The organism is Pantoea nemavictus, assembly GCF_037479095.1.
Classification (GTDB): domain Bacteria; phylum Pseudomonadota; class Gammaproteobacteria; order Enterobacterales; family Enterobacteriaceae; genus Pantoea; species Pantoea nemavictus.
The window spans coordinates 1,200,196-1,223,790 of record NZ_JBBGZW010000001.1 but is presented as its reverse complement, the minus strand read 5'-3'; the positions used below and the strand labels follow the sequence as shown (position 1 = coordinate 1,223,790).

The following is a 23,595-nucleotide window of genomic DNA, read 5'->3' as shown; positions in this document are numbered from 1 at the left end:
CACAGCGGCACCTTCTTTTTTATCTGCCTGACTTAACGCCATTTTTGTAACCCAGCCCGATTCAGGATTTACTGCAAATGACCCAGACTCTCAGCCAGCTCGAACATAACGGTGCTTTCATTGAGCGCCACATCGGTCCTACGCCGGAACAACAGGCCTTAATGCTGAAAGCGATTGGTGCCAGTTCGCTCTCATCATTGATTAGCTCTATCGTCCCGGCCGACATCCAGCTGCCAGGCCCGCCTGCGGTTGGCGACGCCGCGACCGAGCAGCAAGCGCTGGCAGAGCTGAAGGCCATTGCCAGTCAGAATCAACGCTACAAATCCTGGATCGGCATGGGCTACAGCGCGGTAATTACGCCGCCGGTTATCCTACGTAACATGCTGGAAAATCCGGGCTGGTACACCGCGTATACGCCGTATCAGCCAGAAGTGTCGCAGGGGCGTCTTGAAGCGCTGCTGAACTTCCAAACCCTGACGCTGGATCTGACCGGTCTGGACATCGCTTCCGCATCACTGCTGGACGAAGCCACCGCCGCTGCAGAAGCCATGGCAATGGCCAAACGTGTTAGCAAACTGAAAAACGCCACTAAATTCTTTATCGCCAATGACATCCATCCCCAGACGTTGGATGTGGTGCGCACGCGTGCCGAAACCTTTGGTTTTGAACTGATTATCGATAGCGTTGATAAAGTATTAGATCACGACGATCTGTTCGGCGTATTGCTGCAGCAGGTTGGTACGCACGGTGAAGTGCACGATTACCGTTCACTGATTGCCGAGCTGAAAAACCGCAAAGTGGTGGTGAGCGTCGCGGCAGACTTTATGGCGCTGGTGCAGTTAGAAGCGCCAGGCAAGCAGGGCGCAGATATCGTCTTTGGTTCGGCCCAGCGTTTCGGCGTGCCAATGGGTTACGGCGGACCACACGCTGCGTTCTTCGCCAGCCGCGACGAACACAAGCGCTCAATGCCTGGACGTATCATTGGCGTATCACGCGATGCCGCCGGTAACACCGCGCTGCGCATGGCGATGCAAACCCGCGAGCAGCATATTCGTCGTGAAAAAGCCAACTCCAACATCTGTACATCGCAGGTGCTGCTGGCGAATATCGCCGGTCTCTATGCGGTGTATCACGGCCCGGTTGGCCTGAAGCGCATTGCTTCCCGCATTCACCGTCTGACCAGCATTCTGGCCGCTGGCCTGCAAAATGGCGGTCTGAAACTGCGCCACAACAGCTGGTTCGATACGCTGACGGTAGAAGTCGCTGATAAAGCAGCGGTGCTGAACCGTGCACTGAGCTTTGGCGTCAATCTGCGCAGTGACATCCATAATGCCGTGGGCATTACGCTGGACGAAACCACCGCGCGTGAAGACGTGCTGGCGCTGTTCGCCATCCTGCTGGGCGATGCGCATGGCCAGGATATTGATGCACTGGATACAGCAGTTGCGGCGGAAAACAGTGCCATCCCAGCCGGTCAGGTGCGTGAGAGCGCCTTCCTGACGCATCCGGTGTTCAATCGTCATCACAGCGAAACTGAGATGATGCGTTATATGCACAGCCTGGAGAAAAAGGATCTGGCGCTGAACCAGGCGATGATCCCACTCGGCTCGTGCACCATGAAGCTCAACGCCGCGGCGGAAATGATTCCGATCACCTGGCCAGAATTTGCTGAGCTGCATCCGTTCTGCCCGGCTGAGCAGGCGTCGGGTTACCTGCAGATGATTGCTCAGCTGTCGCAATGGTTGGTACAGCTAACCGGCTACGACGCGCTGTGCATGCAGCCAAACTCCGGCGCGCAGGGGGAATATGCGGGTCTGTTGGCGATTCGTCGTTACCACGAAAGCCGCAATGAAGGCGGCCGCAATGTTTGCCTGATTCCAAGCTCGGCACACGGTACCAACCCGGCGTCTGCACAAATGGCCGGTATGTCCGTTGTGGTGGTGGCATGCGATAAACAAGGCAACATCGACCTCGGCGATCTGCGTGAGAAAGCCGCACAGGTCGGCGAGCAGCTGTCGTGCATCATGGTGACTTACCCGTCAACACACGGCGTTTACGAAGAGACCATTCGCGAAGTGTGCCAGATTGTGCATCAGCACGGCGGCCAGGTGTATCTTGACGGCGCTAACATGAATGCGCAGGTGGGAATCACCACGCCAGGTTACATCGGCGCGGATGTCTCGCACCTCAACCTGCATAAAACCTTCTGCATCCCACACGGCGGTGGCGGTCCAGGCATGGGGCCAATCGGCGTGAAAGCGCACCTGGCGCCGTTTGTTCCGGGCCACAGCGTGGTACAAATTGATGGCGTACTGACGCAGCAGGGCGCGGTTTCTGCGGCACCTTTCGGCAGCGCATCGATTCTGCCAATTAGCTGGATGTATATCCGCATGATGGGCGCGGAAGGCCTGAAGCAAGCGAGTTCGGTAGCGATTCTTAACGCCAACTACATCGCCAGCCGTCTGCAATCGGCTTATCCCATTCTCTATGCTGGCCGCGATGGTCGCGTGGCACACGAATGTATTCTCGACATTCGTCCGCTGAAAGAGCAAACCGGCATTAGCGAACTGGATATCGCCAAGCGTCTGATCGATTACGGTTTCCACGCCCCAACCATGTCATTCCCGGTAGCGGGCACGCTGATGGTTGAGCCAACGGAATCGGAAAGCAAAATCGAGCTGGATCGCTTTATCGATGCGATGCTGGCAATCCGCATGGAGATCGACCGCGTAGCCGATGGCGAATGGCCGCTGGAAGATAACCCGCTGGTTAACGCGCCGCACACGCAGACGGAAATCGTCGGCGACTGGGCACATCCTTACACCCGCGAGCTGGCGGTGTTCCCTGCAGGCAGCGCTAACAAATACTGGCCGACCGTTAAACGTCTGGACGATGTATTTGGTGACCGCAACGTGTTCTGTTCGTGTGTACCCATGAGCGAATACCAGTAATTTAGCCGTCATACTTTGAGCCTTAGCGGCGTTGGCTGCGCTCATTCACCCCGGTCACTTACCGAAGTAAGCTTCCGGGGATGAACGAGTTTACCGCCTTGCTGCAGCGCAAATTATTTAGGCTAAAGTTATGGGGAGTATTTATGAAAAGGGCCGATTATTCGGCCCTTTTGTTTTGGAGGCAAAAATGGATCTGGCTTTGGTAACGGGCGGCAGTCGCGGGATTGGACGTGCAACCGCCTTATTGCTGGCGCAGGCTGGTTATCGTGTAGCGATTAACTTTCGCCAGCGTGTAGCTGAAGCGGCTGCGGTAGTGACAGAAATTGAAGCGCAGGGCGGAAGCGCCTTTGCGCTGCAGGCCGATATCGCTGATGAGGTGCAGGTGATGCGCATGTTTGCCCAACTGGATGAGCAAGCCGGCGCGCTGCGGGTGCTGGTGAATAATGCCGGTATTTTGTTTACTCAATGTCGGGTAGAAGAGTTAGATGCCGAGCGAATTCAGCGCGTGTTCGCCACCAACGTCACCGGCACCTTTATTTGCTGCCGCGAGGCGGTAAAACGCATGGGTACGCATCATGGCGGAAAAGGTGGCGCCATCGTCAATGTATCATCCGCCGCGTCACGTCTCGGTGCGCCGGGTGAGTATGTGGATTATGCCGCGTCAAAAGGGGCGATGGATACGCTAACCAAAGGCTTATCGCTGGAAGTGGCGGCGCACGGAATCCGCGTTAACAGCGTGCGACCGGGCCTGATTTATACCGAAATGCACGCCGATGGCGGCGAAGCGGGCCGAGTGGATCGTCTTGCCAGCGCGTTGCCGATGGGGCGCGGCGGCCAGGCTGAAGAGATCGCCGAAGCGATTGTCTGGCTGGCGAGCGATGCTGCGTCGTACGTGACGGGCACCTTTATTGACGCCGCTGGCGGCAGATAATTACCTGCTCGGCACAAATGCCGATCTGAAAAAGCAGCCCATAACCCTGTATCAAAAAACGCATCCAAACATCGTAGGGGCGCTATTTATGGCGTAATGCCCGTTAGTTAAGCAGCGCTCTGGCTCCGCGGGGGCTACCTGGTCGCCATGAATGGCGCCCCTACAGGCGTTACAGCTATGATGATTCAGGAATATGCATCGATGCTGCAGCGCGGGTGTTGAGGCGTCCTCTGCTCGGTCGCCGCACGGCATAGCTGAAACTGCCCCAGCCGATGGCGAACGAAAGTCGCTCAGCGCTTAATTAATCGGCATTACGCCATTGATGGCGACCGATGTCAGTCAATGCAGCCAAAATTGAGTTCAAGTCGTTCACACCCGCTGACAGATTTATTTTAGCGTACATGTGTACACTGAAATTTATCTTCGTTACTCTGATTGCTCAGAAATAGCACACTCGCTTTTTCCGTTGTTCAGGAATCCCCTTCATGGCACAAAACCGAATTTTGGCCCAGGGCTATTCATTGGCTGAAGAGATCGCCAATAGTATTAGTCACGGAATTGGCTGCATTTTCGGCATCATCGGCTTGGTGCTAATGCTGACCCAAGCCGTTGAATCTCAAGCTAACCTTACCGCAATTACCAGTTACAGTTTGTACGGCGGCAGCATCATTTTGCTGTATCTCGCTTCAACTCTTTATCACGCTATTCCACATCAGAAAGCCAAATATTGGCTGAAGAAATTTGACCATTGCGCCATCTACGTGTTGATTGCGGGCACCTACACGCCATTTTTGCTGGTCGGGCTCAATTCGCCGCTGGCACAGGGATTGATGGCGGTGATCTGGGGCCTGGCGCTGATGGGCATCCTGTTCAAAATCGCCTTTGCCCATCGCTTTGAAGCGCTGTCGCTGGTGACCTATCTGGGTATGGGATGGTTGTCATTGGTGGTGATTTATCAACTGGCGATTAAGCTGTCGCCGGGCGGGATTTGGCTGCTGGCAGCCGGAGGGGTTGTCTACTCGCTCGGCGTGATTTTTTACGTCTCGCGCCGTATTCCATACAGTCACGCCATCTGGCATGGCTTCGTGCTGGGCGGCAGCGTGCTGCACTTCTGCGCTATCTATTTTTATGTGATGTAGTTTGTGGTCCCGGTCGCCCTGAATGGCGACCCTACAATAGAACCGCGCGGATTTCGTCGGGTGCGCATTCAGGCGCACCCGGATTAAAACAGCGGCAATCAATCAGCCAATGAATACGGCAGTGGCTGAATCGTCAGTTGGCCACTTTCGTCACCTTCCACGCGCAGTACGCTATCCGGTTCCAGATCGTTGTTCATCACCACCTGCACCCACACATTGCCATCATCCAGCTGCACGCCACTCAAGACTGTGCCGGTGCGGCGCCACTTATCGCCCATCTGCAGCTCGAGTGAACCACCCACTTCCGGCACTTTGCTGGCTTTGCCTGCCAGCCAGTAAAGCGCACGTTTGTTCGCACCGCGGAATTTGGCGCGCGCCACCATCTCCTGGCCGGTGTAACAGCCTTTTTTAAAGCTGATGGCATCCAGCGCCTGCAGGTTAGTGGCTTGTGGAATCAGTTGCGCGCTGGTGGTGCTTTCAATCACTGGAATGCCAGCTTCGATATCCAGCGCCAGCCATTGCAGGCTGTCGTTGAACTGCGCTTCCCCCGCCAGCTTCTCTTTCAACACATTCGCTTGCTCTGGCGTCGTCACCAGCATGAAACGCTCAGCAGGATGTGCAAACCACAGCAGCGTACTCTCGCCGTGCTGTACAACCGGTGTTTCTGCATCGGGCAGGGTGCTGAAAAGATTCGCCAGCGCGGCGCGCGCCTGAAAACCGGCGACGCCCAGCAGTACCGCATCATCATCGGCCACGATGGTCACTTTGGCGAACACCGCGTATTTTTTCAGTTCGGTAAGCTGCTGTTCACGCAGATTACGACGCACCGTGTAAGCGTAACCTTCGCCGCGATGGAACAGGCGAATATTGCTCCACATTTTGCCTTTGGCATCGCAGTGCGCGGCCGGGCGATGTTGCGTTGCGCCCATGGCGGCGACGTCCAACGTTAACTGACCTTGCAGATAAGACGTGCTGTCGTTGCCCTGCACCTTAACCAACGCCCATTCGTCGAGCGAAATCAGGGTTAAAGGCAGGCGTGACGAAGCAGCGGGCTGGCGGGGTGGAAGGGTAAAAATCGACATATGTCTTTCCTGATTAATGAGGTAATAGGTAGCAATGGTAAAAGAGCAGTGCGGCTTTGCAACCTGTTTACTGAATCTGGCGCACAAATCGCGTGATGTCCTTTGCAAATCAGGGGCCGTAACGCCGTGACATTGCACAGGGATAAGCACAGCGCCTGCAGCGAGAAAAAAAAGCAGGTACACTGAGCCCCACTGTTTTTAGCCATGGAATGAGAGACATGGAAATTAATGACAAAGCCCGCGTCCAGTGGGCGTGCCGTCGCGGCATGCTGGAGCTGGATATCGCTATCATGCCGTTTTTCAAATACGAATATGATTCGCTGAATGATACCGATAAGCAGGTGTTTATTGCCCTGCTGAAGAGTGACGATCCGGATCTGTTCAACTGGTTGATGAATCACGGCGAACCGGTGGATCCCGAGTTCAAACGTATGGTGAAACTGATTCAGCAGCGCAACCGTGAACGCGGTCCGGTGGCAATGTAATTTGCGGGCGTCACCCAGTGCGCGCGCGCTGAATGTGACGCTGTCGCTGCTGTGTGCCGGTTTGCTGCTGAGCCTGAGTTGGCCAGACGAATGGGCGTGGGGCAAAGCGGCCATCTTATTGTTACTGCTGGCGGAGTGCTGGCGTAACGAACGGCGCTTAGTGCAGCGCGTGGGTTGCCTGACGCTGGACGTAAAGGGCGATTGGCTGTGGCGCGGCGTGCGCTGGCAAGCCCAACGTAAAGCGGATTGGCTGCCGTACGGCGTGTTGCTGGTATTGCGTAATCAGCAGGGGAAACGCTGGCGGCTGTGGTTGATGCACGATAGCCTGCCGCCCGGTGAATGGCGCACGCTGCGCGCCTGCTGTTTTCTGCGTGATGGGCAAACGCTGCCTTAAAGCAGCGCCGCGGTTTCGGTCAGAATCTGTTCGCACCACTGTTCGACGCGCTCATCGCTCAGGTCGAATTGGTTCACATCATCAAGCGCTAAACCAACGAACTGCGAGCCGTCAGCGGTCAGCGGTTTTTTACTGGTGAACTCGTAGCCTTCCAGCGGCCAGTAGCCGACAAACTGCACGCCCATCGGCTGCAGCAATTCGTGCAACATGCCTAGCGCATCGAGAAACCATTCGGCGTACTCGCCCTGATCGCCCATGCCATATAGCGCCACGATTTTACCGCGCAGATTCAGTGCCGGGATTTGCGGCCAAATCGCTTCCCAATCTTCCTGCAGCTCACCAAAATCCCACGTTGGAATCCCGAGGATCAGCAGATCGTACTGCTCCATTAGCGATGGGTCGTCATCTTTCAGATTGTGCAGCGTGACTAATTCTTCGCCGATAAAGTCGCGAATCTTCTCCGCCGTCATCTCGGTGTAACAGGTACTGGAACCGTAAAATAGACCAATATTCATGCAATTAATGCTCTGACTGAAACTGACTCGGGGGCAATTGTACCAGAAGCAGGCTACATTCAGGCATAATGAGCACGATTTCACACGGCGGAGATAACAGTGCAGGACAGCGATCTGATCGAACAGTTTCTCGATGCGCTTTGGATTGAACGTAATCTGGCGCAGAACACGCTCGCCTCCTACCGGCAAGATCTCCAGACGCTCACCGGCTGGCTGCATCATCACGATCGCACGCTGCTAACGCTGGAAGCGCTTGATTTGCAGCAGTTTCTCGCCGAGCGCGTTGAGGGCGGCTATAAGGCCACCAGCTCGGCGCGCACCCTCAGCGCCATCCGCCGCCTTTGCCAATATCTCTATCGGGAAAAAGTGCGCAGCGACGATCCCAGCGCGCTGCTTGCCGCGCCAAAGCTGCCGCAGCGTTTGCCGAAAGATCTCAGCGAGAATCAGGTCGAGCGCCTGCTGCAGGCGCCGAGTATTGATGTACCACTTGAACTGCGTGACAAAGCGATGCTGGAGCTGCTGTACGCCACCGGATTGCGCGTCACGGAACTGGTCGGGCTAACCATCAGCGATATTAGCCTGCGCCAGGGCGTGGTGCGCGTAATCGGTAAAGGCAACAAAGAGCGCCTTGTGCCGTTAGGTGAAGAAGCGGTTTACTGGATTGAATACTATATGGAACATGGCCGGCCGTGGTTGCTGAATGGGCAAACGCTGGACGTCATGTTCCCCAGCCAGCGCGCGCAGCAAATGACGCGGCAGACCTTCTGGCATCGCATTAAACACTATGCGACCCTTGCCGGTATCGATAGCGAAAAACTGTCGCCGCACGTGCTGCGCCACGCATTTGCCACACATTTACTGAACCACGGCGCCGATTTACGCGTCGTACAGATGTTGCTGGGCCACAGCGACCTCTCGACTACGCAAATTTATACGCACGTCGCTACCGAGCGTCTGCGTCTGTTACATCAACAGCATCATCCGCGCGCTTGAGTTGCGGTAACAAGGATTTAAGATGAAAAAGCAGCTTACGATGCTGGCTCTGCTGGTCAGTGCATTCACTGGATTGGTACACGCCGATGACAATGCCATTCAGCAAACCCTGAAGAAAATTGGGCTGCAGCAGGCGGAAATCCAGCCGTCACCGCTGCCAGGCATGAAAACCGTGCTGACCGAAAGCGGCGTGCTGTACGTTTCCGAAGACGGCAAGCATATGATTCAGGGCCCGCTGTATGATGTCAGCGGCAGCCAGCCGGTCAACGTCACCAACCAGCTGCTGGACAAAAAAGTCAGCGCGCTGGCGCCAGACATGATTGTCTACAAAGCGCCGAAAGAGCAGCACGTAATCACCGTGTTCACCGACATCACCTGCGGCTACTGCCGCAAGCTGCATGAGCAGATGGCGGACTACAACGCGCTTGGCATCACCGTGCGCTATCTCGCCTTCCCGCGTGAAGGTCTGAACGGCCAGGTGGAAAAAGCCATGCGCGCCATCTGGTGCAGCGCCGATCGTAAAAAAGCCTTTGATGCCGCGATGAAAGGCGATGCGCCGCAGATGGATGCGCCGGCTACCTGCAAAATCAATATTGAGCAGCAGTACAAACTCGGCATCCTGTTTGGGATTCAGGGCACGCCAGCCATTCTTACCGATAGCGGCATGATGATTCCTGGCTATCAGGGACCGCAAGAGCTGAAGCAAGTGCTCGACGGTCAGAAGCGTGGCGGTTAACGCACAGTGATGCACTCTGTTGAACTGCGTCGGCGTGAAGCCGAGGCCGACGCCAGCTTACCCGCTGATTTACCGCCCTTGCTGCGTCGTTTATATCTGCAGCGCGGCGTTAAAGACGCGCAGGAGCTGGAGCGCGGCGCCAAACACTTGCTACCGTGGCAAACGCTGGGGGGGATTGAAGCCGCAGTAACGCTGCTGCATCAGATGCTGCAAGCGGGCAAGCGCATTGTGGTGGTGGGCGATTTCGATGCCGATGGCGCCACCAGTACGGCGTTAACCGTGCTGGCGTTGCGCAGCCTGGGCGGCAACGTTGATTACCTGGTGCCGAACCGTTTCGAAGATGGCTACGGATTAAGTCCGGAAGTGGTCGAGCAGGCCAAAGCGCGCGGTGCGGAGATGATCCTCACCGTCGATAACGGCATCTCTTCGCATGCCGGTGTTGATACCGCACATCAGCATGGTATTCCGGTGCTGGTTACCGATCACCATCTGCCGGGCGAAACCTTGCCTGCCGCCGAAGCGATTGTGAACCCCAATCTTCATGACAGCGCATTTCCTTCGCGCTCGCTGGCGGGTGTCGGCGTTGCCTTCTATCTGATGCTGGCGCTGCGTGCGCATCTGCGTCAGCAAAACTGGTTTAGCGATGGCCGCGCGGAGCCGAACCTGGCGGAACTGCTCGATCTGGTGGCGCTGGGTACGGTGGCGGATGTGGTGCCGCTGGATGCCAATAATCGCATTCTGGTGTGGCAAGGCTTAAGTCGCATCCGCGCGGGCAAATGCCGCGCCGGTATCCGCGCGCTGCTGGAGATCGCCAACCGCGATGCCCGCCAGCTCGCCGCCAGTGATCTTGGCTTTGCCGTCGGTCCGCGCCTCAACGCCGCCGGTCGCCTGGATGATATGTCGGTCGGCGTGGCGCTGCTGCTCACCGAGGATATTTCTCAGGCACGCATGCTGGCTAATGAACTTGATGCGCTCAATCAGACGCGTAAAGAGATTGAGCAGGGCATGAAGAGCGAAGCGCTGGCGCTATGTGATGAGCTCGAACGTCAGCACACCGATCTGCCGCTGGGCCTGGCGTTCTACCATCCGGAGTGGCATCAGGGCGTGGTGGGCATCCTCGCGTCGCGTCTCAAAGAGCGTTTCCATCGTCCGGTGATCGCCTTCGCACCCGCCGGTGACGGCACGCTGAAGGGCTCCGGTCGCTCGATCGCCGGTTTGCATCTGCGCGATGCGCTGGAGCGTCTCGATACGCTCTACCCCGGCATGATGATCAAGTTTGGTGGCCACGCCATGGCGGCCGGTTTGTCACTGCAAAGCGAAAAGTATGAGCAATTTCGTGAGCGTTTTGCCGCACTGATTGATGAGTGGCTGGATGGTGAAGCGTTGCAGGGCGTGATTTGGTCTGATGGCGAGCTGCACGCGCAGGAGTTTACGCTGCACACCGCTGAGATGCTGCGCGAAGCCGGTCCCTGGGGCCAGGCGTTCCCGGAACCAGTGTTTGATGGCAAGTTCAAGCTATTGCAACAGCGGCTGGTGGGCGAGCGCCATTTAAAAGTGATGGTCGAGCCGCTCGGTGGAGGCCCGCTATTAGATGGCATTGCCTTCAACGTGGATACCACGCTGTGGCCGGACAGCAGCGTGCGTCAGGTGCAGCTGGCCTATAAGCTGGATATTAACGAGTACCGCGGCAACCGTTCAGTACAGTTGATCATCGATCACATCTGGCCGATGTAGGTTGCATCAGTTGCATCGCGCAATGAATTGCGCCGCTACAATATTTGCACGTATTTGTAGCGGCGCGTTTTATCGCGCTCTTTTGACCTTCATAGCGCTTTTCAGAAACTCACATCCACGCCGCCGCGCAGCACTTTCTCGTCACCGCGATCGGCGAAGTGCTGATCGGCACGCAAGAACAGCCGCGCGCGCGCCGCTTGCACCACGTCCAACCGTACGCCTAACCACTGCGAACGGCGATCGAGCTGCATGCCAGTAATCTGGAAGCTGTTCTGTTCAGCGCCAAAACCGCTCCAGCGCGCGCTGACATCCATTGACGGATTGTTCAGCGCGTACTGATATTCGCCATACAGACTCAACATGCTCCACCAATTCGCCGACCAATCCTGTCGTGCGCTGAGATTCAAGCCGCTGTAACCGACGCTGCGATGATAGCTATCGCCGTCGCCGCTCAAGCCGAACGCGCTGCCTTTATCGGTAAACGCGCCGGTTTCCAGCCCGGTTTCGCGCCAGCCGAGATACGGTTCCAGGCGATAATTATCCTCAATCATCCAGCGATAGCCGCTTTGCAGCGCCGCCTGCCAGCTGTTGCTGCTGGTGGTGGAGGAGACCGGTGCGGCCTCATCCAGCAGCACCAGACGCTTTAACTCATCGCGGCCGTGTTGGTAGCTAAGATTGCCCTGCAGATACCATGCCTGCGTCAGGTCGTAACGACCATACAGCATGGCGCCCTGCAGGCGGTTGCGGCTGGTGCCGCCGGTTTGATCGTATGTTGAATCGATCTGATTCTGCGTCCAGGCCACACCCACGCGCAGACCGGAAATGCCCAAATCACTGTCCACGCCTAAGGCCGTCAAAGTATTGCGATAATCGCTGCCGAGATAGCCATCCTGATTGAGTGAACCGCGTAGTTGGCCGCTCTCCAGCCAGAATCCGTAACGCTTATCGGCGCTGGCATCGGCGATGCGGTTGCTCAGCAGACGCGTTTGATAATCCAGCGCATTAAACAGCACCGCGTTGCTGGAGGCGTGCGCCTGGCCGGAAAGCGAATTGATAGCAGATTGCGCGCTGCTGGCATCGGCCAGCGTCTGGAATGCACCAGCGGCACCCAGCGCACTCTGCTGTGAGCGGCTGAGCGAACCCTGTTGCTGCCAGTTATCCGCCACGCTGAATGCCTGCTCCAGATTGGCCGCCGTTTGCTGCGTGCTGGCAGCGCTTAAGCCGAGTGCCGCCGCAGTAGCAGCGGTATTTTTGCGAGTAAGTTGGCCGCTAACGCTAGTGGCGTTATAGCTGACGGAACCCTCAAGGAATACGCCGGTGTTCACCTGGCTGAACTGCCCGCTGACGCCCGCATCGCTGGTCAGCAGTGTCTCCTGCTGTTTCACCACATAGGCCGATGAGGGCGGCGCAAGATTCAGCGTGCCGTCCAGCGTCGAGTGGCCTGCGACGCGCAGCGGGCTATCCAGCGCGATATTCAGTGCGCCGTTGCTGCCTTGCTGATAATCGCCTTGTACCTGTAAGCCGCCGTTAACCGAGCCCTGATTCAGCAGGTTGCCGCCAATCACGCCGCTGCCGCCCAGGGTGCCGCTGCCGCTGACGCTGGCACTTCCGGCGATAGCCCCCGCGATCAGCAAGGTGTTGGCTGCGACGCGCGTCTGGCCGAGATAGCTGTTATTCGCGGTTAACTGCAGTACGCCGCCACGCTCAGTGCCGTCCAGCACTAATCCATGGTCGCCGCTAATCGCATTGGCAAATTGATAACGACCGCCATCGAGGCTGGCATGAAAATCATCGGCCCAGAACATCGCCGGACCGTTCAGCGCTTTGGCCTGGTTGAGATCGCCCCAGCCGAAGGTGTCGTTGTAAGGTCGCCCGTTGGCGCTATCCGCCACGTTCGCGTAAGCATCGCTGCGGTAACTGGCGGTCGTTAGCAGGGTTTGCTGCAGGTTGTAGCCGCTCATCCACGGAAAGCGCTGTAACACCTGCGAGGCCGCCGCTGCGGCACGTGGTGCAGCAAACGAGGTGCCGTAGCTACGCACGTTTGACCCGCTGCCATCGGTATTTTGGAAGCGATAATCGGTATAACCGGGCGCACTCAGACACCAGGCCGCAGCATTGCCGCAGGCATCAAACGGGCCGGTTAATGGAGCGCGATTTGCCGTGTCATAGGAAGTGCTGTCCATCACGCCGGTGACGGCCAGCATGTTTTTTTGCAGCGTACTCTCCTGATAAATCAGCGGTAGCTGGGCATTAGGGGAAGGGGTTGAGGTACCTCCGTTGCCGGTGATCACTACCGCCAGACCGTCAGCGGCGGCAATAGCGCGCAGGCTTTGCACCAGCACCTGATAGCGCGGCTGTGCATCAGTTAACGCCTGCGCCGTGGTCAGGCGCTCGGTTGAGGCAAACGACATATTGAAAACGCGCACGCCCTGACTCAGCAGGCCGTTAACCGCGCGCTCGGTGTCATCATAGTTAAACAGATTATTCTGCGATCCCTGAGCCACATACAGCGCGCTGCTGGACGACAAACCCAGCAGCGTCAGCGCCACAACTGTGCCGTGGCCGTTGATCCCCTGATTATCATTTAAGCCGGAGCCACCGCCGACATAGCTGGCGAAATGCACGTTGGCGTAGTTGATTTCGCTGCGATCCGGCGACAATCCCGAATCAATAATGCCCACTTTGCTGGCATTAGCCGCGCTGCTGGGCTGCTCCGGCGGTTTAGGCGTGCCGGTGGTGGGTGAGGGGGCTGAATTGCCGCCGCCGCCTCCACCGCCGCCACAGGCGGCGAGTAACAAGGGAATTAACCAGGCAAGTAAGCGTGGTGAAGTGCGCAAACCGGTATACATCAATGCTCCTTCATGTCTCTCAGGACATGTCGTGCCCGCTCACATTAACGGGCGCTGATTACGGTGTCGTTCCTTGTCGGGGCGGCGCGTTCCTGGCGGGCGTGGTGACAAACGATCGGGACGGTAGTGATGCTGGATAGGGGATAGTCACTGAGCAAAATGATAAAGGCGGACGCACAATTCGATGGTCGGAGTATCAGCTGCTTAATGGCGTTATTTGAGACGCTTCTGCTTTATTGCAGGAAATTTCTCACGCAGTATTTTTGATGAAATTGCCTTAAAAATCATGGTCTTTAATAAATGCATTCGGCATTAATTATCCGGGATTTATACGAAATTTCTTAAGCGATGTCTGAAGTTGTTGGGCCAGCGGAGGATTTTTGGAAAGGGTCGCGCGGGGAGCTTTCCAGAAGTGGGCGAACTTTTTTTCTTTTCGCTGACAGATACCTTCGTCAGCCGCGTGCAATGCTACAAAGTACGCACACTTTCGGGTAAACTAGCGCGTTAGTTTTTATCTCCTTTCACCGAATCGTCAAAAAAGACTGAAAAGCCATGTTTGAAATTAATCCGGTCAAAAATCGTATTCAGGACCTCAGTGAGCGCAGCGACGTTCTTCGGGGGTATCTTTGACTACGATGCCAAGAAAGAACGCCTTGAAGAAGTAAACGCCGAGCTGGAACAGCCTGACGTCTGGAACGAACCTGAGCGCGCACAAGCGCTGGGTAAAGAACGCGCTTCTCTGGAAGCGGTGGTAGAAACCTTAGATCACATGCGTCAGGGCCTGGAAGATGTGCAGGGCTTGCTGGATCTGGCGGTAGAAGCCGACGACGAAGAGACCTTCAATGAAGCCGTGGCCGAGCTGGATGCACTGGAAGTGAAGCTGGGCGAACTGGAGTTTCGTCGTATGTTCTCCGGCGAATATGACAGCGCTGACTGCTACATGGATATTCAGGCCGGTTCCGGCGGCACCGAAGCGCAGGATTGGGCCAGCATGCTGCTGCGTATGTATCTGCGTTGGGCCGAAGCCAAAGGCTACAAAACCGAAATCATCGAAGAGTCAGACGGTGAGGTGGCCGGAACCAAATCCGCCACCATTAAAATCATCGGCGACTACGCGTTTGGCTGGCTGCGTACCGAAACCGGCGTGCACCGCCTGGTACGTAAGAGCCCGTTCGATTCCGGTGGCCGTCGTCATACCTCATTCAGTTCGGTGTTTATCTACCCGGAAGTGGATGACAACATCGATATCGATATCAACCCCGCCGATCTGCGTATCGACGTTTACCGCGCCTCCGGTGCGGGCGGCCAGCACGTCAACAAAACCGAATCTGCGGTGCGTATTACCCACTTGCCGACCAACATTGTGGTGCAGTGCCAGAACGACCGTTCACAGCACAAGAACAAAGATCAGGCCTTCAAGCAGTTACGCGCCAAGCTGTACGAATATGAGATGCAGAAGAAAAACGCGGACAAGCAGGCAGCGGAAGATAACAAGTCTGATATCGGCTGGGGCAGCCAGATCCGTTCTTATGTTCTCGACGATTCACGCATCAAGGATCTGCGCACCGGCGTAGAGACCCGCAACACCCAGGCGGTGTTGGATGGCGATATCGATCGTTTTATTGAAGCAAGTTTAAAAGCAGGGCTATAAGGAACCGACATGTCTGAACAACAACCGCAGAGCGCTGATGCCGCCCTTGAGTTAAATAACGAACTGAAAGCGCGTCGCGAAAAACTCAACGCGCTGCGTGAAAAAGGCGTGGCGTTTCCTAACGATTTCCGCCGTGATACCACGTCAGATCTGCTGCACGCCAGCTATGACGCCAAAGAGAACGAAGAGCTGGAAGCGCTCGGCGTCGAAGTGAGCGTGGCGGGTCGTATGATGACGCGCCGCATCATGGGTAAAGCGTCTTTCGCTACCCTGCAGGATGTTGGCGGCCAGATTCAGATCTACGTATCACGCGACGATCTACCAGAAGGCGTCTACAACGAGCAGTTTAAGAAGTGGGACCTTGGCGATATCCTCGGTGCGCGCGGCAAGCTGTTCAAAACCAAAACCGGTGAGCTGTCGATCCACATCTCTGAGCTGCGTCTGCTGACCAAAGCGCTGCGTCCGCTGCCGGATAAATTCCACGGCCTGGCCGATCAGGAAACCCGTTATCGTCAGCGTTATCTTGATCTGATCTCCAACGACGAATCGCGTAACACTTTCAAAGTACGCTCAAAAATCATGGCCGGCATTCGCCAGTTCATGGTTAACCGCGACTTTATGGAAGTGGAAACCCCGATGATGCAGGTGATTCCTGGCGGTGCTTCTGCGCGTCCGTTCATCACCCATCACAATGCGCTCGACATCGATATGTACCTGCGTATTGCGCCAGAGCTGTATCTGAAGCGTCTGGTGGTAGGCGGTTTTGATCGCGTGTTCGAGATCAACCGTAACTTCCGTAACGAAGGTATTTCGCCGCGTCATAACCCAGAGTTCACCATGATGGAACTCTATATGGCGTATGCGGATTACAAAGATCTGATCGAGCTGACCGAAAGCCTGTTCCGTACTCTGGCGCAGGATGTTTTGGGCACCACCGAAGTGCCGTATGGCGATCACAGCTTCGATTTCGGTAAGCCGTTCGAGAAGCTCACCATGCGTGAAGCGATCAAGAAATACCGTCCGGAAACCGACCTGAGCGATCTGGAAGACTTCGATAAAGCGGTGGCGATTGCCAAATCGCTGCATATCAAAGTTGAGAAGAGCTGGGGCCTGGGCCGCGTGGTCACGGAGATCTTCGAAGAGACCGCCGAAGCACACCTGATTCAGCCAACCTTCATCACTGAATATCCGGCTGAGGTTTCCCCGCTGGCGCGTCGTAACGACGAGAACCCGGAAATCACCGATCGTTTCGAGTTCTTCATCGGCGGCCGTGAAATCGGTAACGGCTTCTCGGAGCTGAACGATGCAGAAGATCAGGCTGAGCGTTTCCTGCAGCAGGTGAATGCGAAAGATGCCGGTGATGACGAAGCGATGTTCTACGACGAAGACTACGTCACCGCGCTGGAGCACGGTTTACCGCCAACCGCAGGTTTGGGTATTGGTATTGACCGTATGGTGATGTTGTTTACCAACAGCCACACCATCCGCGACGTAATCCTGTTCCCGGCACTGCGCCCGACCGGGAAGTAATTCGGCGTCGCTGTCCCCCATCCCGGTCGGTGCCTGCTGTCCCCCTCCTCGGTCCTCCCCCACAAGTGGGGGAGGAAGATGCTGCCACATGTTAGTTCTGAGTTGCATGTGGCAGCGTCTCCTTCCCCCGCTTGCGGGGGAAGGCCGGGATGGGGGACAGCCAGCACAGACCGAGTAGTGAGACAGCCAGCACAGACCGAGTAGTGAGACAGCCAGCACACTCCCCCCAACACAAAATTCCTGATGACAACCCGGCACGCTCTGTGCAGGATGGTTTTTTTCATTTTCAGGGAATCACCATGAGTGCAAAAGCGGCAACGTTAGAGGGCCGGATTCGTCAGCACTGGGATCAACTCTCCAGCCATGAACAGCGCTTAGCCGATGTGCTTCTTGCCGCACCTGGCCAGTTAGCCATGAACACCGCCACCGAACTGGCGCACAGCGCCGGCGTCTCGAAAGCCACCACCACGCGTTTCTTCCGCCATCTTGGCTATGAAAGCTATGAAGCCGCACGTCGCCAGGCGCGTGAGATGCAGAGCAGCGGATCGCCGCTCTATCTGCAACCGGCGCCCAGCGCATCACCGCTGGCCAGCATCATGCAGCAGCACCTGGAAAAAGAGATCGCCAACCTGGTCAACAGCTATCGCACGCTGGATAGCGAACAGCTGCAGCAAGCGGTTACCGCCATCAGCGCGGCGCGGCGCGTGGTGGTGATGGGCTGGCGCCATAGCCAAACCATCGCCCATTTGATCTACCGCGACCTGATCCATATTCATTCCGATGTCCGTCTGCTGCCGCGTCCCGGCGATTCGCTGGCGGAGCATATGGCGGCGCTGACGGCGGAAGATGTGGTGATTTGCGTCGGTCTGCGGCGACGCATGCCGGCGCTGGAAGCGGCGATGAACGCGCTGGCCGATCGCAATGTCCCGATGCTGTATATCGCCGATGTGCTCTCCGGCAAACCGGTGCGCCACGCGCAATGGGTGATCCGCTGCCACACCGACAGCAGCCTGATCTTCGACAGCACAGCCGCGCTCTCTGGCGTGTGCAATCTGCTCTGTTCATTGGTGGCCCGACAAATGGGTAAAGCCAGCAACGATCATCTCGCGCAAATTGAAGCGCTGCACCAATCCCTCGACGAGCTTGAATAGTGCGCCGTGCTGGCGCATTTTGCGCCAGAAATCGCCCCAAAACAGTGCAATCCTGCCAACTCTCTCTCCAGCAATAGCCGCCGTCCCGCTCGTCAGTGAAACCTAAGAAATTAAAAATAAAAACAAAGAAACAATTGTTTCCAGTTGATTTTATTCACTAAAGATTGACCTGGCGTTATGCACTCTGCGCAGTGGTGAAAAAACTGGCACAAAACATGCTCAGTAGAAAAAGACATTTCACCAACACCAGGGAAACACCATAATGAAAAAAACAGCACTGCTGATCGCCGCACTTCTTTCCGTTGGCACCATGGCGCAGGCGCAAGCCGATACGCTGGCCGACATCAAAAGCAGCGGCAAAATCACCGTCGGTATCGATCCAACCTTTCCTCCCTATGAATACACCGATGACAAAGGTGAGATCACCGGCTACAGCGTGGCGATCATGCAATCCTTTGCAAAAGATCTCGGTGTGAAACTGGAGTTTCAGAAAACTGCCTTCAGTGGCATTTTGCCGGGGCTGATCTCTGGTTCGTTCAACGCCGAAGGTTCTTCCCTTAACGTCACTGCTGAACGCGCGAAGAAAGTGCTGTTCACCGTGCCGTACAGCAAAACCGTTAACGGCGTGCTGGTGCGTGAAGACGCAGCCAAAGCGTTCAGTGGCAAAACCCTCAGCCCGGAAAGCTTGTCAGGCCTGCGTGGCGCGGTGAAAACCGCCAGCGTGCCGGAGCAGTTGCTGAAAGGCTTTAACGAGCAGCTGAAGAAAGAGGGCAAAAAACCGATCACCATCATTAACGTTGATTCGCTGGATCAAACCGTCAGCACGCTGATGACTAAACGCGCCGATTTCGTCTATGACGACATCTCGGTACTGGCGCCAGTAGCGAAAAAATACGCCGGTAAAGTGGCGCAGGTGGGCGAAGTCGGCCCGTCGCAGTGGATGGGTTGGGCGACGCGTAAAGAAGATGGCAGCCTGAACCAGGCGATTAGCGCGCATATCCTGGCGATGCAGAAAGATGGCGAGCTGACCAAACTGCAGCAGCAGTATCTCGGCACCACCTTCACCGTACCCGCCAGCGACTTCATTCCGCAGGAGTAATTATGTGCCAGTCCAACCTGACGGTGCCCGCCGGCTTTGGCAAAACCTTCCGCGTGCGCAAAGGCCAGTTCATTACCGTGATTGATAGCGAAGGGCAGCAGGCAGCCGATTTCGTCGCGGTAAACGCCGACGACCTCAACGAGAAGCTGTCGCCGGTCCATACGCGCCAGCAGCTGCGTTCGCTGTTCTTTAAACCCGGCGATGCGCTGTGGTCGAGTGAAAACCGCCCGATGCTGCGCATTCTTGCCGACAGCATCGGCATTCACGATGCCAACGTACCGGCGTGCGATCGCACCCGTTTTAGCGTCGATTTCGGCGTAGAAGGGCATCGCAACTGCGTTGATAACCTGCTGGAGGGGATGAAGGCATTTGGCGTGACCTACTTCTCGCTGCCGGAACCGTTCAACTTGTTCCAGAACGGCCCGGTCACCGCCGATGGCCGCATGGAAGTCACCGATCCCAACAGCGTTGCGGGCGATAGCATCACCTTTGAAGCGCTGTGCGACCTGATCTGCTCGGTGTCATCCTGCCCGCAGGACATCATTCCCGGTAACGGCCTGCAGGTGACGCCAATTGACATCGTGGTCAGCGACCATTTTCACGCTCAGGAGATGAATCATGCTGTTAATGCGTGAAAGTTATGAAGAAACCGCCGTGCGCACGCTGGCTGAACCGGTGCAGGTTGCGGCGGGCAGCGTGGGTTCGATTCGCGTGCTGCGCGGTCAGCTGCTGCGCATCACCGCGCTGGGCGAAGGTGCCGTTGCGTCGCTGTTTGGCTTTAGCCTTGCCGATTCCGCCGTATGGTTGTCGGTGCACCATACGCGGGTGTTCAGCAACAGTTATCTGCTGGGTTCCGGTATGCGTCTGGTGAATAACCGTCGCCGTCCGATGATGGTGCTGGGCAAAGACAGCGTAAAGCGTCACGACCTGCTGCTACCGGCGTCTACCACCGCGTTTCTCGCCGAGCGCGGCTATCAGGGCGAAGGTTGCCTTGAGGGTGTGCGCGGCGAGCTGGCGCGTCTTGGGCGGGTGGTGCCGAAGCTGCCGGATCCGATCAACTTGTTTATGCACGTCAAGCTCACGCGCGAGGGCGATATTCTGCCGGAAACCAATCTGACCAAAGCCGGCGACAGCATTACCTGTCGCGTGGTGATGGATACGGAATTCATCGTCTCTGCCTGCAACACCGGCATTGAGGGTAACGATAAGCCCGCGCCGCTGCTGCTGTCGGTGGCGGAAAACCTGCACGAATTTAACGCGGAGTAACGCATGGGGCTGGATCAACAGGTGGTGGCCGCGCTGCCGGAACTCGGACGCGGACTGATAATGACGCTGATGCTCACCGTGCTGGCGTCGTTAGTCAGCGTGGTAATGGGGCAGCTCGGCTGCTACCTGCAGCTGCGCCGAGCCTGGATCTGGCGCGCCATCGGCCGCAGCTACGTCAGTGTGATGCGCGGCACGCCAGCGATCGTGCAGCTGTTTGTGGTGTTTTTCACGCTGCCACGGCTGGGATTGGGTGGGCAGCCGATGCTGGCGGCGGTAATTGCCATCGGCCTCAACAGCGGTGCGTACGTGGCAGAAATCCTGCGCGTTAATCGCAGCCTGGTGACGCGCGGCCAGCTTGAAGCCGCGCGCACGCTGGGGTTGAGCCGTTTTCTCAGCTGGTGGTATGTGATTAATCCCCAGGTGATGCGCGCCAGCCTGCCGATGCTGGTCAATGAATTCACCATTCTGCTGAAAACCACGCCGCTGGCCTCAGTGGTGGCGCTGACCGAACTGACCTATGCCGGACAGATCGTTATCGCCCGCACCTACGAAGCCACTCAGGTGTTGCTGCTGGTGGCGGCGGGTTACCTGCTAATCGCCATGCCGTTGATTGCGGCGGCGCGGCGTCTGGAAGCGAAACGGAGGATGGCGTAATGGATTGGCAGGCAATTACCACCTCGTTGCCGTCGCTGGCTGACGGCCTGGTCGCTACCCTGCAGCTCTGTCTGGTGGCGGCGCTCTGTTCACTGCTGTGGGGCGCGCTGCTGGCCGTACTGCTGATGCGCGCCTCGCCGTTCTGGCTGCGTTTGCTCAATCTTTACAGCGGCTTAACTCTCGCGCTGCCGCTGCTGGTGGTGATCTATCTGCTCTACTTTGTGCTGCCGGAATATGACATCACGCTGTCGTCGCCGGTGGTGGGCGTGCTGGCGCTAACGCTCTACTACGCGCCCTATATCGCGCAGGTGATCCGCTCAGCCATTGATGCGCTGCCGAAAGGGCAGTGGGAAGCGTGCCGCGTGCTCGGCTTAAGCCGTAGCGAACAGCTGCGCGATGTGGTGCTGCCGCAAACCCTGCCGCAGATGTTATCGCCGCTGGTGGGGCTGATGATCGGTTTGATTAAAGACTCGGCGCTGCTGTCGATTGTCTCGGTGCAGGAGTTTATGTACGCCGCCAAACAGGCGATTTCGGATACCTACGCGCCGCTGGAGATCTATCTCACCGTGGCGCTCTGTTACTGGCTGCTCAACAGCGCGATCGACTGGCTGGCGCGCGGCCTTGAATCTCGCATGACGCGCTATCGTCGCGCCATGCAGCACTAATCTGGAGAACAACATGTCAGCGGAATTTCAGCATCGTGAAGTGATAACTATCCCGGCGCGCTTTGGTAAAGCGGTGCGACTGAAGAAGGGTGAAGCGGTACAGGTGATTAACCTGCACGGCACCCAGGTGGTGGATTGCTGGGCGTATAACGCTGAGGATGTGAGTGAATATATGTGTATGGAGGCGACGCGGGTGTGGAATCAGCGTCTCAATCCGAAAGTGGGCGACAGCTTTATCACCAGCCAGCGCCACCCGATTCTGACGCTGGTGGCGGATACCTCGCCGGGCGTGCACGACACCTTTATGGCCGCCTGCGATGCGCGACGTTATGAGTTGCTGGGGTGCACTGAACCGCATCGCAACTGCCATGACAACCTGTTTGAAGGCATGAGCGAGCTGGGCGTGACGCTGCCGCACGGCAATCTGGCATCGTTTAATATTTTTATGAATATTCAGGTGCAGCCGGACGGCATCACTCTGAAGACGCTGCCGGTGGTGACTAAGCCGGGCGACTATATTGTGCTGCGCGCCGAGATGGATTGTTTGGTGGCGTTCTCCGCCTGCCCGCAGGATATCGTCAGCATTCAGGGGCAGGGCGACAACACGCCGCGCGATGCTGAACTGCGCATTTTGACCGATGGCTTCCCGCAGGTGCAGCTGCAGGGCGCGTGGGTTCCCGCTTGACTGTGCATGCTGTCCCCCATCCCGGCCTTCCCCCATAAATGGGGGAAGGAGACGCTGCCACATGCAGCTCCCCAACTATCATATTGCAGCATCTTCCTCCCCCATTTATGGGGGAGGACCGAGGAGGGGGACAGCCAGCACCGACCGGGATGGGGGACAGCCAGCACAATCTCAATCAGCCCGAAGCAAATCTACGACTTCACCACCCCATCCAGCCAGGCCTGGAACCGCGCATACGGCACATACAGCGCCACATTCTTAAACAGCGTCTTACCGCTCTTATTGTCATCAATCTGGCTGCTATAACCGACAATCACTCCCGCCAGCGTATCGTCGCTGGCGTTATACACCGCACCGCCGGACATGCCTTTCACCACGCCAGCATTAGCCGCTACCACCACACAGCTGGCCTTATTCCAGTCATTCGCCAGCGTGGTATTGATCAGATTCTTACCGCTCGATGCCACCGGCATCGCCGAAATAAAGCTGTAGCCATATAAATTCACGTTGTCGCCAATATGGCTATTACGAAACGGCGGCGGCAGATTGGCTTCACTGTTCTTGTGGTACACCACCGCAATATCACACTCAGGATGCCAGGCTTTCACCCGATACAGCGAATACTTCGCCACGTGCGCCGCCGTCAGGCTGTATTCGGGCGTGAGAGGAATGGTGGTGCCGAGCGCACCAATGCCCAGCACCGTGGGAATGCCGGTCACGGTCATATCAACGCGTTTTGCTGCTTCTTTACTGTATTCGTAGTGCCCAACAGAGCAGCCACTCAGGCAGCCAACCGTTAGCGCGATGAGCCATCGCATACGCTCTCCCCTCGATTTTTGACACCGCATAACCGGGCAATCCATTGAGGTATCGGCAGTGCTCGTCCATCCTTTACTGATTGATTTAGCGCCAAAAGCTGTGCTGCTGTGACAGCGATCACAACCTGCTTCAAGCGTAGCGCGGAAACATCAATCTGTCTCAATGGTTCGCTGCCGTCATTTTCCCGCACTGCGATTATTGCTGCAGGCGCAACATAGCCTTGCGGCGCGCGGGGTGGTTGCGGTGAAAAGGCTATGCTTTAATAA

General features: G+C 56.9%; 21 protein-coding genes. 17 read left to right on the top strand and 4 right to left on the bottom strand.

Features of this window, described 5'->3' with window-relative positions:
• Nucleotides 1–77: 77 nt before the first annotated feature.
• The 3 genes from gcvP to trhA all read left to right on the top strand — a co-directional run bounded on the left by gcvP (nucleotide 78) and on the right by trhA (nucleotide 5,021).
• The gene (gene gcvP, locus WH298_RS05590; protein ID WP_180822409.1) at nucleotides 78–2,951 is read left to right on the top strand and encodes an aminomethyl-transferring glycine dehydrogenase; all 2,874 of its coding nucleotides are present in this window, start codon (nucleotides 78–80) and stop codon (nucleotides 2,949–2,951) included.
• Between the two features lie 187 nt (nucleotides 2,952–3,138).
• Complete coding sequence (locus WH298_RS05585; protein WP_180822408.1) at nucleotides 3,139–3,882, top strand: SDR family oxidoreductase; 744 nt, start codon at nucleotides 3,139–3,141, stop codon at nucleotides 3,880–3,882.
• A gap of 485 nt (nucleotides 3,883–4,367) precedes the next feature.
• Nucleotides 4,368–5,021, top strand: a complete 654-nt coding sequence (trhA, locus tag WH298_RS05580) for a PAQR family membrane homeostasis protein TrhA (RefSeq protein WP_180822407.1) — start codon at nucleotides 4,368–4,370, stop codon at nucleotides 5,019–5,021.
• Nucleotides 5,022–5,119: 98 nt separating this feature from the next.
• Here trhA and ygfZ read toward each other — a convergent pair whose 3' ends face one another.
• On the bottom strand, nucleotides 5,120–6,103 hold the full coding sequence (gene ygfZ, locus WH298_RS05575; protein WP_180822406.1) for a tRNA-modifying protein YgfZ: 984 nt from the start codon (nucleotides 6,101–6,103) through the stop codon (nucleotides 5,120–5,122).
• 218 nt (nucleotides 6,104–6,321) lie between these two features.
• On the opposite strand from ygfZ, the gene sdhE reads away from it, so the two are divergent.
• Both sdhE and WH298_RS05565 read left to right on the top strand, forming a co-directional pair.
• Nucleotides 6,322–6,588: an FAD assembly factor SdhE gene (sdhE, locus tag WH298_RS05570; protein WP_007890277.1), complete on the top strand. Its 267-nt coding sequence runs from the start codon at nucleotides 6,322–6,324 to the stop codon at nucleotides 6,586–6,588.
• A 1-nt stretch (nucleotide 6,589) separates the two neighbouring features.
• Nucleotides 6,590–6,982: a protein YgfX gene (locus WH298_RS05565; protein WP_191322097.1), complete on the top strand. Its 393-nt coding sequence runs from the start codon at nucleotides 6,590–6,592 to the stop codon at nucleotides 6,980–6,982.
• Here WH298_RS05565 and fldB read toward each other — a convergent pair.
• Nucleotides 6,979–7,497 (bottom strand): flavodoxin FldB, encoded by a 519-nt coding sequence (gene fldB / locus WH298_RS05560; RefSeq protein WP_007890275.1) that lies wholly within the window; start codon nucleotides 7,495–7,497, stop codon nucleotides 6,979–6,981. The two genes, WH298_RS05565 and fldB, sit on opposite strands and share 4 nt — an antisense overlap.
• A 99-nt stretch (nucleotides 7,498–7,596) precedes the next feature.
• Between fldB and xerD the strand changes: the two genes are divergently transcribed.
• Genes xerD through recJ form a run of 3 tightly spaced genes read left to right on the top strand, consistent with a single transcriptional unit; the run spans nucleotide 7,597 to nucleotide 10,960 of the window.
• Nucleotides 7,597–8,490 (top strand): site-specific tyrosine recombinase XerD, encoded by an 894-nt coding sequence (gene xerD / locus WH298_RS05555; protein ID WP_007890274.1) that lies wholly within the window; start codon nucleotides 7,597–7,599, stop codon nucleotides 8,488–8,490.
• Nucleotides 8,491–8,512: 22 nt separating this feature from the next.
• Complete coding sequence (gene dsbC, locus WH298_RS05550) at nucleotides 8,513–9,226, top strand: bifunctional protein-disulfide isomerase/oxidoreductase DsbC (RefSeq protein WP_180822405.1); 714 nt, start codon at nucleotides 8,513–8,515, stop codon at nucleotides 9,224–9,226.
• Between the two features lie 9 nt (nucleotides 9,227–9,235).
• Nucleotides 9,236–10,960, top strand: a complete 1,725-nt coding sequence (recJ, locus tag WH298_RS05545; RefSeq protein WP_007890272.1) for a single-stranded-DNA-specific exonuclease RecJ — start codon at nucleotides 9,236–9,238, stop codon at nucleotides 10,958–10,960.
• Nucleotides 10,961–11,061: 101 nt separating this feature from the next.
• On the opposite strand, the gene WH298_RS05540 is transcribed toward recJ, so the two are convergent.
• Entirely contained in the window at nucleotides 11,062–13,809 is a 2,748-nt protein-coding gene (locus WH298_RS05540; protein WP_180822404.1) for an autotransporter domain-containing protein, read from the bottom strand.
• Nucleotides 13,810–14,361: 552 nt separating this feature from the next.
• Between WH298_RS05540 and prfB the strand changes: the two genes are divergently transcribed.
• The 9 genes from prfB (at nucleotide 14,362) to WH298_RS05495 (ending at nucleotide 22,510) form a co-directional block, all read left to right on the top strand.
• A protein-coding gene (gene prfB / locus WH298_RS05535; protein ID WP_152929142.1) for a peptide chain release factor 2 occupies nucleotides 14,362–15,460 on the top strand; the annotation gives its coding sequence in 2 pieces (ribosomal slippage) (nucleotides 14,362–14,436 and nucleotides 14,438–15,460; 1,098 coding nt in all).
• 9 nt (nucleotides 15,461–15,469) lie between these two features.
• Complete coding sequence (gene lysS / locus WH298_RS05530; protein ID WP_007890269.1) at nucleotides 15,470–16,990, top strand: lysine--tRNA ligase; 1,521 nt, start codon at nucleotides 15,470–15,472, stop codon at nucleotides 16,988–16,990.
• A 299-nt stretch (nucleotides 16,991–17,289) separates the two neighbouring features.
• Complete coding sequence (locus tag WH298_RS05525; RefSeq protein WP_180822403.1) at nucleotides 17,290–18,141, top strand: MurR/RpiR family transcriptional regulator; 852 nt, start codon at nucleotides 17,290–17,292, stop codon at nucleotides 18,139–18,141.
• 262 nt (nucleotides 18,142–18,403) lie between these two features.
• Nucleotides 18,404–19,240, top strand: a complete 837-nt coding sequence (locus WH298_RS05520; RefSeq protein WP_049852605.1) for a transporter substrate-binding domain-containing protein — start codon at nucleotides 18,404–18,406, stop codon at nucleotides 19,238–19,240.
• Nucleotides 19,241–19,242: 2 nt separating this feature from the next.
• The gene (locus WH298_RS05515; RefSeq protein WP_007890266.1) at nucleotides 19,243–19,875 is read left to right on the top strand and encodes a DUF1989 domain-containing protein; all 633 of its coding nucleotides are present in this window, start codon (nucleotides 19,243–19,245) and stop codon (nucleotides 19,873–19,875) included.
• Nucleotides 19,859–20,506, top strand: a complete 648-nt coding sequence (locus tag WH298_RS05510; protein ID WP_180822402.1) for an urea carboxylase-associated family protein — start codon at nucleotides 19,859–19,861, stop codon at nucleotides 20,504–20,506. The genes WH298_RS05515 and WH298_RS05510 overlap by 17 nt, the downstream gene beginning before the upstream one ends.
• Before the next feature lie 3 nt (nucleotides 20,507–20,509).
• Nucleotides 20,510–21,160, top strand: coding sequence for an amino acid ABC transporter permease (locus WH298_RS05505; RefSeq protein ID WP_180822401.1), 651 nt, complete (start codon nucleotides 20,510–20,512; stop codon nucleotides 21,158–21,160).
• On the top strand, nucleotides 21,160–21,825 hold the full coding sequence (locus WH298_RS05500) for an amino acid ABC transporter permease (RefSeq protein ID WP_049852608.1): 666 nt from the start codon (nucleotides 21,160–21,162) through the stop codon (nucleotides 21,823–21,825). The genes WH298_RS05505 and WH298_RS05500 overlap by 1 nt, the downstream gene beginning before the upstream one ends.
• A 13-nt stretch (nucleotides 21,826–21,838) precedes the next feature.
• Nucleotides 21,839–22,510: a DUF1989 domain-containing protein gene (locus WH298_RS05495; protein WP_007890262.1), complete on the top strand. Its 672-nt coding sequence runs from the start codon at nucleotides 21,839–21,841 to the stop codon at nucleotides 22,508–22,510.
• Nucleotides 22,511–22,701: 191 nt separating this feature from the next.
• Here WH298_RS05495 and WH298_RS05490 read toward each other — a convergent pair whose 3' ends face one another.
• The gene (locus WH298_RS05490; protein WP_007894153.1) at nucleotides 22,702–23,328 is read right to left on the bottom strand and encodes a hypothetical protein; all 627 of its coding nucleotides are present in this window, start codon (nucleotides 23,326–23,328) and stop codon (nucleotides 22,702–22,704) included.
• Between the last annotated feature and the right edge of the window lie 267 nt (nucleotides 23,329–23,595).

Excerpts from the sequence above, each read along its gene's own strand:
- gcvP (WP_180822409.1), top strand. The coding sequence starts at position 78 with ATGACCCAGACTCTCAGCCAGCTCGAACATAACGGTGCTTTCATTGAG.
- WH298_RS05585 (WP_180822408.1), top strand. The coding sequence starts at position 3,139 with ATGGATCTGGCTTTGGTAACGGGCGGCAGTCGCGGGATTGGACGTGCA.
- trhA (WP_180822407.1), top strand. The coding sequence starts at position 4,368 with ATGGCACAAAACCGAATTTTGGCCCAGGGCTATTCATTGGCTGAAGAG.
- ygfZ (WP_180822406.1), bottom strand. The coding sequence starts at position 6,103 with ATGTCGATTTTTACCCTTCCACCCCGCCAGCCCGCTGCTTCGTCACGC.
- sdhE (WP_007890277.1), top strand. The coding sequence starts at position 6,322 with ATGGAAATTAATGACAAAGCCCGCGTCCAGTGGGCGTGCCGTCGCGGC.
- fldB (WP_007890275.1), bottom strand. The coding sequence starts at position 7,497 with ATGAATATTGGTCTATTTTACGGTTCCAGTACCTGTTACACCGAGATG.
- dsbC (WP_180822405.1), top strand. The coding sequence starts at position 8,513 with ATGAAAAAGCAGCTTACGATGCTGGCTCTGCTGGTCAGTGCATTCACT.
- recJ (WP_007890272.1), top strand. The coding sequence starts at position 9,236 with ATGCACTCTGTTGAACTGCGTCGGCGTGAAGCCGAGGCCGACGCCAGC.
- WH298_RS05540 (WP_180822404.1), bottom strand. The coding sequence starts at position 13,809 with ATGTATACCGGTTTGCGCACTTCACCACGCTTACTTGCCTGGTTAATT.
- lysS (WP_007890269.1), top strand. The coding sequence starts at position 15,470 with ATGTCTGAACAACAACCGCAGAGCGCTGATGCCGCCCTTGAGTTAAAT.
- WH298_RS05525 (WP_180822403.1), top strand. The coding sequence starts at position 17,290 with ATGAGTGCAAAAGCGGCAACGTTAGAGGGCCGGATTCGTCAGCACTGG.
- WH298_RS05520 (WP_049852605.1), top strand. The coding sequence starts at position 18,404 with ATGAAAAAAACAGCACTGCTGATCGCCGCACTTCTTTCCGTTGGCACC.
- WH298_RS05515 (WP_007890266.1), top strand. The coding sequence starts at position 19,243 with ATGTGCCAGTCCAACCTGACGGTGCCCGCCGGCTTTGGCAAAACCTTC.
- WH298_RS05510 (WP_180822402.1), top strand. The coding sequence starts at position 19,859 with ATGCTGTTAATGCGTGAAAGTTATGAAGAAACCGCCGTGCGCACGCTG.
- WH298_RS05505 (WP_180822401.1), top strand. The coding sequence starts at position 20,510 with ATGGGGCTGGATCAACAGGTGGTGGCCGCGCTGCCGGAACTCGGACGC.
- WH298_RS05500 (WP_049852608.1), top strand. The coding sequence starts at position 21,160 with ATGGATTGGCAGGCAATTACCACCTCGTTGCCGTCGCTGGCTGACGGC.
- WH298_RS05495 (WP_007890262.1), top strand. The coding sequence starts at position 21,839 with ATGTCAGCGGAATTTCAGCATCGTGAAGTGATAACTATCCCGGCGCGC.
- WH298_RS05490 (WP_007894153.1), bottom strand. The coding sequence starts at position 23,328 with ATGCGATGGCTCATCGCGCTAACGGTTGGCTGCCTGAGTGGCTGCTCT.